General features: G+C 53.7%; 12 protein-coding genes and 1 pseudogene. 6 read left to right on the top strand and 7 right to left on the bottom strand.

Going from position 1 to position 14444, the window contains the following annotated elements:
• On the bottom strand, positions 1-424 hold a 424-nt coding region (locus LQZ21_RS08285), incomplete at its 3' end, for a helix-turn-helix domain-containing protein (RefSeq protein ID WP_411043813.1).
• A 134-nt stretch (positions 425-558) separates the two neighbouring features.
• Between LQZ21_RS08285 and LQZ21_RS08280 the strand changes: the two genes are divergently transcribed.
• Positions 559-1533, top strand: a complete 975-nt coding sequence (locus tag LQZ21_RS08280) for an ABC transporter ATP-binding protein (protein WP_411043812.1) — start codon at positions 559-561, stop codon at positions 1531-1533.
• 24 nt (positions 1534-1557) lie between these two features.
• Positions 1558-2547, top strand: coding sequence for an ABC transporter ATP-binding protein (locus LQZ21_RS08275; protein WP_411043811.1), 990 nt, complete (start codon positions 1558-1560; stop codon positions 2545-2547).
• A gap of 225 nt (positions 2548-2772) precedes the next feature.
• Here LQZ21_RS08275 and LQZ21_RS08270 read toward each other — a convergent pair whose 3' ends face one another.
• The 5 genes from LQZ21_RS08270 to LQZ21_RS08250 form a co-directional block, all read right to left on the bottom strand.
• Positions 2773-3270: a methylated-DNA--[protein]-cysteine S-methyltransferase gene (locus LQZ21_RS08270; protein WP_411043810.1), complete on the bottom strand. Its 498-nt coding sequence runs from the start codon at positions 3268-3270 to the stop codon at positions 2773-2775.
• Positions 3254-3814 (bottom strand): bifunctional transcriptional activator/DNA repair enzyme AdaA, encoded by a 561-nt coding sequence (locus LQZ21_RS08265; protein WP_411043809.1) that lies wholly within the window; start codon positions 3812-3814, stop codon positions 3254-3256. Before LQZ21_RS08265 ends, LQZ21_RS08270 begins: the two co-directional genes overlap by 17 nt.
• Positions 3815-4011: 197 nt before the next feature.
• Positions 4012-4824, bottom strand: a complete 813-nt coding sequence (locus LQZ21_RS08260) for an ABC transporter permease (protein WP_411043808.1) — start codon at positions 4822-4824, stop codon at positions 4012-4014.
• Between the two features lie 12 nt (positions 4825-4836).
• Complete coding sequence (locus tag LQZ21_RS08255) at positions 4837-5850, bottom strand: ABC transporter permease (RefSeq protein WP_411043807.1); 1014 nt, start codon at positions 5848-5850, stop codon at positions 4837-4839.
• A gap of 11 nt (positions 5851-5861) precedes the next feature.
• The gene (locus LQZ21_RS08250) at positions 5862-7457 is read right to left on the bottom strand and encodes an ABC transporter substrate-binding protein (protein ID WP_411043806.1); all 1596 of its coding nucleotides are present in this window, start codon (positions 7455-7457) and stop codon (positions 5862-5864) included.
• Positions 7458-7686: 229 nt separating this feature from the next.
• On the opposite strand from LQZ21_RS08250, the gene LQZ21_RS08245 reads away from it, so the two are divergent.
• From LQZ21_RS08245 to LQZ21_RS08230, 4 genes and pseudogenes are all read left to right on the top strand, one after another.
• Positions 7687-8250 (top strand): hypothetical protein, encoded by a 564-nt coding sequence (locus LQZ21_RS08245; RefSeq protein WP_411043805.1) that lies wholly within the window; start codon positions 7687-7689, stop codon positions 8248-8250.
• 87 nt (positions 8251-8337) lie between these two features.
• Positions 8338-10110, top strand: a complete 1773-nt coding sequence (locus tag LQZ21_RS08240) for a glutamine--tRNA ligase/YqeY domain fusion protein (protein ID WP_411043804.1) — start codon at positions 8338-8340, stop codon at positions 10108-10110.
• A gap of 457 nt (positions 10111-10567) precedes the next feature.
• Entirely contained in the window at positions 10568-12496 is a 1929-nt protein-coding gene (gene ftsH, locus LQZ21_RS08235; RefSeq protein ID WP_411043803.1) for an ATP-dependent zinc metalloprotease FtsH, read from the top strand.
• Positions 12497-12533: 37 nt separating this feature from the next.
• Positions 12534-12830: pseudogene (locus LQZ21_RS08230) on the top strand (transposase); the annotation flags it as partial.
• 341 nt (positions 12831-13171) lie between these two features.
• On the opposite strand, the gene LQZ21_RS08225 reads toward LQZ21_RS08230, so the two are convergent.
• Positions 13172-14404, bottom strand: a complete 1233-nt coding sequence (locus tag LQZ21_RS08225; protein ID WP_411043802.1) for a cation:dicarboxylate symporter family transporter — start codon at positions 14402-14404, stop codon at positions 13172-13174.
• Between the last annotated feature and the right edge of the window lie 40 nt (positions 14405-14444).

Raw genomic sequence — 14444 nt, 5'->3', positions numbered from 1 at the left:
CGAGTTCCCCTGCCTTCGCCCGCCGTTCCCGTATCGTCCGTCGTTCCCCCGCGCTTCGGCGGGTCTTGGGGGAGGCAATACCGGCCGCTTTCAGTAGAGCGGACAGGGTGGTATAGCTGATTTGTATCTGCTCGCGTTCCTCCAGCAGTTCTCTAAAGTGGGTAAAATTCGCTTGCTGGTATGGCTCGCTCTTTTTCAAGGCGAGTATCTTTTTCCGTATCCCTTCGTCAGTCGTGTTTGCGGGGTGTCTCCCGGCGTTCCCATGAATGACCGCTCCATCACCTTGTTCCCTCACCGCTTTTTTCAGGCTCTTTACCCATCGGGTACTCATACCGAGTTTCCTGGCCACCTGCGTTACCGTGTAGGCCCCGTCTATCGCGCCCTTAATTACCGTCAGTCGGGCAAGCTCTTTCGTGCTCATCATATACTTCATCCTCCTATCTTACCCGAGGGGGGTGAACGTTTCCCTCGTTACTATAGGGGGTGAACTTATCACTTATTAACGACAACACATTGACAAACAGCAAAAATAGGGCTAAAGAGTAAGCTGGGGTATTTATGGAGCCGCTCCTGAGCATCAATGACCTTGAAGTACAGTTTTATACCCTGGAGGGTATCCATCAGGCGGTCCGGGGTCTGTCTCTTAACTTGGAGAAGGGAGATACCCTCGGGCTGGTGGGGGAAAGCGGCAGCGGGAAAAGTGTAACCGCCCTGAGCTTGATGCGGCTCATCCCCAGTCCGCCGGGAAAGATCCTGGGGGGCCGGATCACCTTTGACGGCCGGGATATCCTGATCCTGCCGGAGGAGGAGATCCGCCAAATCCGGGGCAACGAGATCGCCATGATCTTTCAGGAGCCCATGACCTCCCTTAACCCCATCCACCCCTGCGGCAAACAGATCATGGAGCCCCTGATCCTCCATTTGGGCCTGAGCAAAAAGGAAGCGGAGGAACGGGCCCGGGAGCTGATGACCATGGTGGGTATCCCTTCCCCCAAACAGCGCTTAAAGGAGTATCCCCACCAGCTTTCCGGGGGGATGCGGCAGCGGGTGATGATCGCCATGGCCCTGGCCTGTAAACCCAAGCTGTTGATAGCCGACGAACCCACCACCGCCCTGGATGTAACCATCCAGGCCCAGATTCTGGAGCTGATGAAGGAACTGCGTCAGGAGATCAATTCCGCCATCATCCTGATTACCCATGATCTGGGGGTGGTGGCCGAGATGTGCAGCCATGTGGCGGTGATGTATGCCGGGCAAATCGTGGAAACCTGTTCGGTGGCCGAATTGTTCAAGGGGCCCCTGCATCCCTATTCCGCCGGGCTCCTTTTTTCCATCCCGGTGATCTCCAAAACCCGGGAACGGCTCTTTGCCATCGAAGGTTCCGTGCCGAGTCCCTTTGCCATGCCCCCGGGCTGCGCCTTTTCCCCCCGGTGTAAATACGCCCGGGAGGAATGTAACGGAAGCCAGCCCCCCCTGGTTCCGGTGGGGGAAGATCACCTGGTCCGCTGCCTATTCCCGCAGACGGCAGTATAGGTTTAACCGAGTAGAGGACGGTTTATGGAAAAAACACGTACATCCGATGATGTCCTGGTCCGGGCTGAGGGGATCCGCAAATATTTCCCCCTGAAAGAGGGGCGTCCCTGGAGCAAACAGTATGTTAAGGCCGTGGACGATGTGAGTTTTGATATACGCCGGGGGGAAACCTTTGGGCTGGTGGGGGAAAGCGGCTGCGGTAAAAGCACCCTGGGGCGGGTATTGGTTTCCCTCTACCCCCTTAACGGGGGGAAGGTGTATTTTGACGGTCAGAATTTGACCGCCCTGCCGCGGCGAAGGCTGAAAAATTTCCGGAAAAAGATGCAGTTTATCTTTCAGGACCCCAGTGCTTCGCTGAACCCCCGGATCACCGTGGGCAACATACTCCTGGAACCCTTCCGTATTCACCGGGTTGGTACCCATGCGGAACAACGGCAAAAAATCGCCTTTCTCCTGGACCGGGTGGGGCTTTCCTCCTACCATCTTTCCCGCTACCCCCATGAGCTTTCCGGGGGGCAGAAACAGCGGGTGGGTATTGCCCGGGCCCTGGCCTTGAACCCGGAACTTATTGTCTGTGATGAGGCGGTTTCCGCCCTGGATGTTTCTATCCAGGCCCAGGTTATCAACCTGCTCTCGGATCTGCAGCGGGAATTTTCCCTGACCTATCTTTTTATCTCCCATAATCTGAGTGTGGTCCACCATGTGAGTAACCGGATCGGGGTCATGTACCTGGGGAAGCTGGTGGAGGTGGGAAGTCAGAACGATATTTACGACAATGCCCAACACCCCTACACCGAAGCCCTCTATTCGGCGATCCCCGGCAACGGCGTCAACCGGATCATCCTGCGGGGGGACGTCCCCTCCCATTCCAACCCGCCGTCAGGCTGCCGCTTCCACACCCGCTGTCCCCGGGCCGAAGACCGGTGTAAGACCCAGGACCCGCCCCTCCTCGATATGGGGAACAGCCACCTGGTAGCCTGCCACCGGGTAACGCATGTTACACAGGAAGCATAGGATTAACCACGAACCACTCGAACACCCCGAACTTTTGCTTCGATATTCCGGAATTTATACCTGAATTCTTTTCTTTGTTCGTGCGGTTTGTGTGGTTCGTGGTTTTTCTGTCTTTTGTTGAAACTGAAAATTGCTGAACCAGGTACGAGGTTTCCGGTGAAAATCGTTAATTCGTTGTAATACAAACAATTAGCGCAATGCAATTTTCTCTTTACCGCTGCGAAATTACGTTTTGATACCTTCCGTTTGTAAAAGTTTGCGTTTTATGGTAATGCCGCCTGCATATCCGGTAAGATTGCCATTTTTGCCTATCACCCGGTGACAGGGAATTAGAATAGAAATGGGATTATGCCCTACGGCGTTACCGATTGCCCGTGCGGACGTATGACGGTCTTTATTTTCCCGTTCAAATTGTTTTGCAATTTCCCCATAGGTTGTTGTTTGACCATACGGTATGTTACCCAGGAGCTTCCATATTGATTTTTGAAAGGGACTTCCTTGAGGCATAAGCGGCAGCATAAAATCAGGTTCTTTGCCTGAAAAATACACGGCAAGCCATTTTTCAACCTTTTCAAATAGGGGCAGATCTTGTTCCAGAACATCTTTTCCCAATGTTTTGGAAAAATATTTTTGCCCTTCAATCCAAAGTCCGGAAACATTTTTTCCGTCGCTTGATACGGTAAGCATTCCCACCGGCGATTTTATGCTATGAATGTATTCCATGATTATTTTCCTTTCTGTATTTTGACGGCGATGAATTCATATTTCTCCGAAAAAAAGAATAAAACGCGGATAAACTTTGAAAACCGACACTATACGCAATAGCTATAATGGTATCATCGGTATTTATCAGTTTTTTTCTGGCTTCTGCAAGTCTCAGATTGTCATAATATTTTTTAGGTGTAACGCCATAATATTCTTTAAAAATATGTATCATACGACGATAGGTTACGCCAATCTGCGCCATCTTCATGGTCAAAACTTTTTGCTGCGCATAATGATCGTCCAGCAACAATTTTATTTTTTCGGCAATTTCTTGTATGGGGTGATATTCCAAAAGATCGGGCCGGCATCGTTTGCAGGGATGGTATCCCGCCTGTTCCGCCTGCTTCAAATTTTCAAAATACACCATATTCTTTTTAAGGGGTATTTTTGATTTACAGGAAGGCCGGCAAAATATTTTTGTTGATGTTACTCCATAGAAAAATAAACCATCATAGCGTTCATCATTGCTTACTACGGCTTCCCGTTTTTGATCATCGGTCATCTATTAGAAAGCTCCTTGTATACTCACCAATATAGCATATCATTTAGAAAATGTTCTTCCTTTTTTTGAATATTCAATTTTTGTAATGCCCGCCTTCAATAACGGAGTACAGCAAAAACAGGGGAGATAGAGCGAAAATATCGCGGGAAGAAACCAACGCACACCAATCCACGCCTAACTGCCGGCTGCACCGGCACTTAGATCTCTTTGCGGAGTTTGGGGTCCAAAAGGTCCCGCATGCCGTCACCGATAAAGTTGGCCCCCATGGACATGGTGAGGATCCCCAGGCCGGGGAAAACCGCAATCCACCAGTTGGTAAGGGCGGCGGCGCCGTCGGATACCATGGCCCCCCATTCCGGGGTCGGCGGGGGGGAGCCCAGCCCTAAAAAGCTCAGGCCCGAAAAGAGGAGGATCGCGTTGCCAAAGTCTACGGTGGCCAATACGATGATGGCCCCAATACTGTTCGGTAAAATCTCTTTAAAGAAGATCCGGAAGGAGGAGGCCCCCAGGGATTTTGAGGCTTCCACATACTCGTTGGAACGCACCTGGATGACCATGCTCCGCATGACCCGGGCGTAATTGGGCCACCAGACGATGACCATGGCCAGGAGGGTATGAAAGAGGCTGGGCCCCAGGGCGGTGGAAATCACCATGGCCAGGATGATGGTGGGAAAGGACTGGACCAATTCGCAGAGGCGCATCATAATTTCGTCCACCAGGCCCCCGGCAAAACCCGCGGCTCCGCCGTAGACAATGCCCACCAGGGAGGCGAAGATGATCGTCAGGACCCCGCCCTCAATGGAAATGCGGCTGCCCCAAATAACCCGGCTCAGGACATCCCGGCCCAGGCTGTCGGTGCCGCAGAGGTGTTCCCGGCAGGGCTTGGCGAAGCGGGCGGTCATATCCTGGGCCAGGGGTTCGTAGGGGGCGATGAGGGGGGCGATAAGGGCGATGGCCACCCAGAAAAGGCATACGGTAAGACCCACGGCGAATAGTTTGTTTTGCCGCATCAAACGCCACATTTACTGGTACCTCACCCGGGGATCCATAATTCCGTACAAAAGGTCGATTACCAGGTTGATGATCACATAGTTCAGGGCGATGAGGAGGGATACCCCCACAATGGCGGGGAAATCCAGGTTTTGGGCGGATTGATAGGCATATTGCCCTATACCGGGCCAGGCAAAAATGGTTTCCACCAGAACCATGCCGCTGAGCAGATTTCCAAACCCCACCCCAATAACCGTTATCACCGGAATCAGGGCATTACCCAGGGCGTGGCTGCCGATCACCGCCCGTTCCCCCAAACCCTTGGCCCGGGCGGTACGGATATAGTCCTGGGAGAGGATCTCCAGCAGGTTGGAACGGGTGGTACGGGTGATAAGCCCCATGGTAAACATCCCCAGGCAGATGCCGGGGAGTACCAAATGGCTCAGGGCGTCCAGAAACAGGGGAAAATTCCCCATGGCCAGGGCATCGATGGTAAAAAACCCTGTCCAATAAACCGGCGCGGCCGCCCGGGCGGCGATCCGGCCCGGCCCGGGGGCTATCCCCAGGCCCAGGTAAAAGACAAAAAGCAGGATCAGGGCGAACCAGAAGGAAGGGACCGATACCCCAAAAACAGAGAGCCCCCGGAGCAGATGATCCGTCAGGGTATTTCGCTTAATCGCGGAAATGACCCCAAAGGACATCCCAAAAACCACCGCAAAGACGATGCCGAAACAGGCCAGCTCCACAGTGGCGGGATAATACCGGACCAGATCATCAAATACCGGGCGCTGGGTACGGATGGATACCCCCAGGTCCCCCCGGAGCAGGTTTTTTAAATAGGTAAGGTATTGCACATACAGGGGCTTATCCAGCCCCCATTTTGCGCGGAAGGCCGCCACCATTTCTTCATTCGCCAGATTGCGCTGACTTAAATTGGCGACCACAGGATCGCTGGGTACCGCGTGGGACAGTAAGAAGACAATCAGGGAGATGCCGATCATCAAAAAGAAGAGGAATACCAGCCTCCTTACCAGATAACGCAGCATGCCAAAAAATCCTACTCCGCGATTCTTTTCAGATCCAGCAGATACAGTTCAAGATAATCCGCCCCAGTCAAGCCGGTTCTTACCGCATACTGGCTGGTATGCTGGAGGAGCATGGCAAAGGGGGTGTCTTCGATCATGGCCTGCTGAATTTGGGTAAAAAGCTCCACCCGTTTGGCGGTGTCAATCTCCGTGGCAGCCTGTTTTCCCAGGGCGGCCAGGGCGGGGTTCTGATCCGCGGTCCAGTTGGCCCGGAGCCCGACGCTGTTGCCGGGGAGGAAGGCGAGCTGACTGTTGTTATCGGGATAATCCGGGCTCCAGTACCAGAGCCCCAGGGGCTGCTGACCGGTTCGGTAGGTTTCCAAAGAGATGGTTACATTTTCGGGGACCAGCTCCGTGGTGATGCCGATGGCGGCGAGGTCGTTTTGGAGTTTTTGCGCCAGGGTAACCAGTTCCACCCCCACCACCGTATTGGTAGGCACGTAGAGCTTGGTGCTAAATCCGTCGGCATAGCCCGCTGCCGCCAGCAGGGCCTTGGCTTCCGCAACCTTGGGGTAGCCCGTAATATCCCCGGAGGGCAGGGAGCCCAGGAGACCCACGGGGAAGGGCGCCAGGGGGGTAGTCATGCCGGGACCGGCAAAGGCCTGGATTCCTCCGTAATCCAGGGCCAGGCGGATCGCCACCTGAACCCGGGGATCCGCCACGGGACCGCCGATTGCCGGGTCCCGGTTCATCAGGAGGAAGCTCGTGGTCAGGGATTGGGCATCCAGGATGGTGATCTCCGGAACCCCCACGATCTCCTTCACCTGCTCCGCACTGAGGTTAAAGGCAATATCCGCATCCCCGGCCCGGAGCATCATCAACTGGGTATTGGAATCCATCACGGTGCTGATGGTGATCCGGTCATAGTAGGGCGCCGGCCCCCAATAGTTGGGGTTCCGGGCCAGGACCACCTCAACCTTGGGGGTATAGGTCTCGATCTGGTAGGGCCCCGAACCCACGCTATGGGTATCCAGCCAGGTTTTGGCGGTATCCGTGACATCGGCGTCCGGGGCATTGGTCGCCCCCTGTTCGGCCGCGGCTTTGCTGTCCAGGATGGAGAAGAATACAAAGGTAAGCTCAATGGGGAAGGAGGGGTTTGTCTCTTTTAAACGGACGATCACCGTGGAATCGTCCGGAGCCTCGATACCGGTGATCCCCTCCGCCATAAACGCGGCGTTGCCCTTGAGGTTAATCGCCCGCTCAAAACTCCACTTTACATCCGCGGAGCTAAGGGGGTTGCCGCTGACAAATCGTATGTTGGGGCGTAGCTTAAAGGTATAGGTCAGGCCGTCGGCGGATATTTCATAGCTCTCCGCCGCCGCGGGGACCAGGTTATCCAGGCTACCCTGAAATTCAAAGAGGTTGTCATAACAGGCGTGGATAACGGTGGACCCATAGGGTTCATAGGCAATACCGGGGTCAAAACTCTCGTAATCGGGGTTAGCGGCAATGATGAGGTGCTTTTCCCCGGTACCGGAACTTACTTCCCCTTCATCGGCGGGTTTGCCCTTACAGGCGGACAGGCTTGCCAAAAGCAGCGCTAAAAACAAAAATACCATTTTTTTCATATTGATTGATGTCTCCTTTATTTGGGGTGATTCGTGCAGGGTTTTACCCCTGCGGTGATTATACAATAGTATACTTTTCTTATTATATTCAAGGGTAATTTTTGCATAAATACCGGGAAATTTGCATGTTTTTTGTATAAATATTTACTCCTATCCGTAAGCCGGTCCCGCGGAATACCGGGACATTCGGGAACTTGACATCTTTTTGTTTTCTTAGCATGGTTACGGTATGCATGTTTGTCCTCCAGGTGTAAATAATGCCCTCCCCGCGGAATACCGAAATGTGGCGGAAGCCTTGTTCCCTCCCCAGGGATTTCCCCCGGGACAGGGACCGGCCATACCCGCCGCCGAGGAGTTTGCCGAAATATTGGGTATCGGCGCTGATTATAAACGCATCCTGAATACCCAATTCGGCAAAACCATACATCAGCTGCTAAGACATTTTCAGAACAACCTGGATCTCCTTATCCAGAAGACCTGGGTTGAAAAGTCCGATGAGATCCGTAAAGAAAAACTGTTAGACCGGCTTCCGGGTTTTATCGCCGGGATAGAAGCGGGGGATTACCCTAAGGCCCTTAAAGATTTCGGCACTATCCTGGAAGAATTGGCCTATCTCTTTTTTGGCGCCCAGAGTCATAAGGATGATTTTACCGAATATACCTTCCGTATTGATTCCCAGATGGGCCTTTTTTGGTGGTATGGAGGACAGATAGGCTGTCTTGACAAGGCTTCGGACCGCGAATGTTTACGGGCCGTATTATTGATAGGGATATGTTATTTAACTAATTTTTAAGAGGGAGACTTTTCAAAACAAGTAATTTTGAAAAAAACCACCCGTCAATTTCCATATCTTATGCTATGGCGGACCGAGGAGTACGTAATGGAAACAAAACCTGAGTATGAAAAAGACCCTTCGGGTTCTTCCGATTTTATCAGTGAATTCATCAAAGAGGACCTTAAAAACGGCCGCTTTACCTACGTACATACCCGGTTTCCCCCGGAGCCCAATGGGTGGCTCCATATCGGCCATTGCAAGGCCATGGCGCTGGATTTTACCATGGCGGAGCAATTTGGGGGAAAGTGCAACCTCCGTTTTGACGATACCAACCCGGAGAAAGAGGACCTCTCCTACGTGGAGGCCATCAAACGGGATATCAAATGGCTGGGTTTTGATTGGGAAGACCGGGAATACTATGCCTCGGATTATTACGGCTACCTCTACGATCTTGCGGTGAAGATCATCAAAAAGGGCAAGGCCTATGTGGATGATCTTTCCGAGGAGGAGATCAGCGAATACCGGGGTACCGCGGTGGCGGATAAAAATAACATCACCGAAACACCCCCGGGAAGGAACAGCCCCTGGCGGGACCGGCCGGTGGAGGAGAACCTGGACCTTTTTGCCCGGATGCGGGCCGGGGAATTTGCCGACGGCGCCAAGACCCTGCGGGCCAAGATCGACATGACCAGCCCGAATCTGCTTTTACGGGACCCGGTGATGTACCGGATTCGCCGGGACACCCATTACCGGACGGGGAATTCCTGGTGTATCTACCCCATGTACGACTTTCAGCACCCCCTGTCGGATGCCAAGGAGGGGATCACCCATTCCCTCTGTTCCCTGGAATACGAGATCCACCGGCCCCTCTATGAATGGTTTATCCGGGAGGCGGAGGTATTCCCCAGCAGGCAGATCGAATTTGCCCGGCTCAATCTGACCTATACGGTCTTGTCCAAGCGCTGGCTCCTCCGGCTGGTCCAGGAAAAATACGTCTCCGGCTGGGACGATCCCCGCATGCCCACCCTGGCGGGGCTGCGCCGGCGGGGCTATACCCCCACGGCTATCCGGAGCTTTATCTCCCAGATTGGGATCGCCAAAACCGACAGCATGGTGGACATCGCCTTTCTGGAATACTGCCTGCGGGAGGATCTGAACAAACATTCCCCCCGGGTCATGGCGGTACTGCGGCCCCTGAAGCTCATCATCGAAAACTGGGAGCCCGGCAAGGTGGAGGAACTTGAGGCGGTGAACAACCCCGAGGATGAATCCATGGGGAAGCGGGCCATCTCCTTTTCCGGGGAACTCTGGATAGAGGAGGATGATTTTGAGGAAACGCCTCCTCCCAAATACCACCGGCTTTTTCCGGGTAATTCGGTCCGGCTCCGGTACGCCTACATTGTTACCTGTACGGGCTTTGATAAGGACCCGGCCACGGGGAAGATCACCGCGGTCCGCTGTACCTACGACCAGGCCACCCGGGGGGGGAACGCGCCGGACAACCGCAAGGTGAAAGGTACCATACACTGGGTTTCCGCGGCAAACGCCGTTCCCCTGGAAGTACGGATCTACGATCACCTCTTTGCCAAGGAGCGGCCCATGGAGATTCCCCCCGAGGGGAATTTTTTGGACAACCTCAACCCCCATTCCCTGGAAATAATTTCCGGGGCCTATGGCGAACCCTGCCTGGCTGATGCCGCCGGGGAGGATAGGTTCCAGTTTGAACGGCTGGGCTACTTTGTAAAGGATATGACCGCCCTTCAGGAAACCGGCCCGGCCGGACCAGGTCCCGATGACCGGGCTAAACCGGTCTTCAACAAGACCGTGGGGCTTCGGGACACCTGGGCGAAAATACAGGGAAAGCAGACGGCCCTTTAGCCAGGGGCGGTTAAACATCTCGTAGCTTGGGGCTAAAAATATCGGTAAAACCACGAAGGCGCAGAAGGGAGAAGAGTGAGGAATGAGGAATGACACTTTCTAACTCCTCTCTCCTCTCTTAATCTTCTTACTTCTTCGCCTTCTTCGCCTTTGTGGTTAAATTCTTACTATTGTTCGTGATGTTCGTGTCGTTCGTGGTTAATCCTATTCTTCCTGCATAACATGACTTATTTAGTCTAATCAGCGTACCAAATTCAAATTTGGGATTTTTTTAAAAAAATTACACTAAAGCTCAAAATTTAAGTATATTATAAGAACAGGGCTAAAATTCGAATGGATTTTTGCCCTACCCAAGCGGCCCGGTGCCGTCTAAGGAGCCTCGCATGGGGTTCCGTGGGGATGACGTAAGTATCCCCGATGAAAAGCCCGATGGGGTTTTCAAAACAAGGAGTCCGGTATGGAACCGAATGTACCCTCAGAAGACGGACAGAAGGGTCCGCCTAAAAACAATCCCAGCATAGTTCATTTTTTCATTATCGGTATTGTGGTTACCTTTGTCATTAACATGGCCGTCACCAACATGAGGACCGATAGAAAGGTACAAATCGAATACGGCCAGTTTATTCAACTGGTTGAAGACGGGGCGGTAAAGCAGGTGCGGATTGAGACCGAGCAGATCGCCCTTACCCTCACGGAAGGGGCGAATCAAGACCGGGTAGCCCAAATCCTCCAAAGCAATCCCGAAACTTCGCACAGCCTGGGGAGCCTGGTCTATTACACCGGCCGTCTGGATGATCCGGGGCTGACCCAGCGGCTTATCGACAAAGGGGTGGCCTTTTATAAACCCATAATCCAATCCAACCCCATTCTGGATTTTATCTCCAGTTGGGTTTTTCCCCTCCTCATTTTTTACGTGGTTTATTATTTTATTACCCGGAATTTTTCCAAACATCTGGGCGGCGGTATCGGCGGCATGATGAATGTGGGAAAGTCCAAGGCAAAGTATTACGATATGAAAAAAAATACCGGGGTTTCCTTTAATGATGTGGCGGGGCAGGATGAGGCCAAAGAGAGCCTTACCGAATTGGTAGATTTTCTGCACAGCCCGGAAAGATACCGGGAGATCGGCGCCAAGCAGCCCAAGGGGGCGCTCCTGGTGGGGCCCCCGGGAACCGGGAAGACCCTCCTGGCCAAGGCCGTGGCCGGGGAGGCCAAGGTTCCCTTTTTCTCCCTTTCCGGATCGGAATTTGTAGAGATGTTTGTGGGGGTAGGGGCCAGCCGGGTCCGGGACCTCTTTGCGGAGGCCGCCAAACACGCTCCCTGCATTATTTTTATCGATGAAATTGACGCTATCGGCAAGAGCCGGGATAATCATCTGGGGGGAAATGATGAACGGGAACAGACCCTGAATCAACTCCTGGCGGAAATGGACGGCTTTGATTCCTCCAAGGGGGTCCTGATCCTGGCCGCCACCAACCGGCCGGAGATCCTCGACAAGGCCCTGCTCCGGCCCGGCCGGTTTGACCGCCGGATCGTGGTGGAAACCCCGGACCTTCCCGGCCGGGAGGCGATCCTGGCGGTCCACGCCAAAAAGGTCATCCTGGGGCCGGATGTGAAGCTCCGGGAGATAAGCCTGGCCACCAGCGGCGCCACCGGGGCGGACCTGGCCAACATGGTGAACGAGGCGGCCCTGCGGGCGGTGCGGCTGGGCCGGACCGAGGTGCTTCAGGAGGACCTGATGGAGGCGGTGGAAGTGGTCATCGCCGGAAAGGAAAAGAAGGACCGGATCCTCAACCCCCAGGAGAAACGGATGGTCGCCTTCCACGAGACCGGTCATGCCCTGGCTTCGGCGCTGCAATCGGACCGGCGTTCCCCGGATGTCTCGCCGGTACAGAAGATCACCATTGTTCCCCGTACCATGGGGGCCCTGGGCTATACCATGAATATGCCCGAGGAGGAACGGTACCTGATGACCAGGTCGGAACTCCTCGCCCGGATCACCACCCTCCTCGCGGGCCGGGCGGCGGAGGAAATTGAGTTCGGCGAGGTAAGTACCGGCGCTGCCAACGACATAGAGCGGGCCACCAAGCTCGCCCGGAGTATGGTAACCCAATACGGTATGAGTGATAAATTCGGCATGATGGCCCTGGAGAGCGTACAAAATCCGTACCTGGACGGCCGCAGCATATCCCTGGTGTCGGAAGCCACCGGCGCCGACGTGGATAAGGAAGTGGCCCGGATCCTCGATGAATGTCACCAAAAAGCGCTGACCCTGCTCCGGCAAAATCAGGAAAAACTCGCCGAGATCGCCGCCTTCCTCATAGAGCGGGAGACCATCAGCGGCATCCAATTTATGGAGATCCTCCGGGGACGAAAGACCGCCTGATAAAACAGAGACATGGAAACGGGGAGGGAAGGCGGTAAGCGCCGGGCAGCAGGAGTGGAATAAATACATTGTCGTGGTGACCTCTCTTGGGGAGGAGGTAGGGGCGTCATCGGTGCTGGAACTGTACCGTGCGCGGTGGCAAATAGAACTGGCGTTTAAGCGGTTGAAAAGCCTGTTTGGATACAACCAGCTACCGATGAAGGTGGCGGGAAGCATCTATACATGGTTTTATGGGAAGCTGCTGTTGGCGGCACTGTGTGAGACGCTGGTAAATGCCGGACGCTTTTCCCCCCGGAAGCGGAACGGAGGAAGGGGGGTATCCGGCGGAGTATGAACGGTTGAGTTTGTGGCGGGAATTGTCTATCGCCCGCATACTGGTAACGGGGATGCTGCTTGAGACGTTCGGGCCGATACAGGTGAGTACCTGTATTCGTAAGTTGTCACAGGCATGCGCCGACTCGAAGAGGAAGAGGAAACCCCAGCTTTGTGTTTTTAGCTCCTCCTAAGTAAACGCATATGGTGCCTGACACCCGTAAGAAATTCACCCAAAGGCAAATAGGCGCAAAAAGGACGGAATTACTTCATTTTCCCTGTTTTTGACTTCCTTCTTCGCCTTTGTGGTCGAATTCTCTTTCTTCAGTAACAGGCATATTAGTGATACTAGGGGAAGCGGCCTCAGATAAAATGGCGGAGGCTTTTTTCTGCCTGAAAACCGCTGGTCTTGGCCAGGGCGTAGGAGGCAAAGGACATGATCATCACATCCAGGAAGGTTCCCACCGCGATCAGATAAAACGCCAGGGGCTTGAGGATCAGGTATCCCGCTTCAAAGCCCCGGCCATACCCCAGGGACAAAATGGCTAAAGCGGTATATGCCCCATTCCCGGGATGTTGAAACAGGGCAAAGGAGATAAGGAGGGCCCGGATTCCTATGGAAAAAACATCCGTCAGGGTAATGCCCAGGCTGGAATAGGATCTGATGATCACGATAAAGGCAACGGTCGCCACCATGGCGCTTCCTGCCCGGCCAAAAACGGCAAACAGGGTCACCGTGACGGTATTGGATCGCCTGCGGGCCCCCAGGTTTTCCTTGGCGTGCCGCAGCATTACCGGCAGGGTAAAATTAATATCCCCGGAAAAAAAGGCGGCCAGGGCCGGTCCCAGGGAACCGTATACCGCCACCAGGGGATTGGTTTTGGGTTTCAGGAAAAAGAGAAACAGGGGCAGGATGATAAAGCCGAGTATCCCGCTTAACAGCCCCAAAAGGACAATTATATCCCGAAACATAGTGGTCTGCAGGACCTCCTGGTACTGTATGGCCCAATAGGCGCTGAGGGCGATGATCAGCAGCCCCAGAATCTCGGAAAAAAAGGACGCCACATGGTAAAATATACGGGAAAGGGCATCCACCAGGGCTATAACCGGCTTGGTATAATTGCGGTCATAGGAAAGCCCGATGGCAAAGAAAAAAACAGCCACCGCCATGGGAAGCAGAAATACCCCTTCGTTTATCAGGGCGGAAAATACATTGGAAGGAAATAACTCCATCACACTTTCGGGAAGATACAGGGATACGGCCTCTAACTGCTCCTCCACCAGGATCGGAATCCGGTCCGGGGGAAAAGTCAGGGTAACGATGATGCCCGCGGCAATAACAAAGATACCACTCCCAATCATCACTAAAAAAGAAGAAAAAAAGAGCTTCCAAAACTGACCGTCCTGCTGTAATTCATAGAGGGCGATGGTCAGGGAAAAGATCAGCATAGGGGCCAAGGTATAACGGCCGACCCGGATAGATAGGGCCTCCAGCCAGACAAAAACATTCCGAATATTTTCGTTATCATGGGGCAATAAAAAGCCCAGACCCATGCCCAACAGGGCTCCCAGCAAAAATTTCATCCAGATCTTCATGCAATGAGCATACTTTATGCTTTTCCCCTCGTCAATGACA

This window comes from Treponema sp. TIM-1 (genome assembly GCF_046533115.1).
Taxonomy (GTDB): Bacteria; Spirochaetota; Spirochaetia; order Treponematales; family Breznakiellaceae; genus JAIRMO01.
This window is presented reverse-complemented; position numbering and strand designations above follow the sequence as displayed.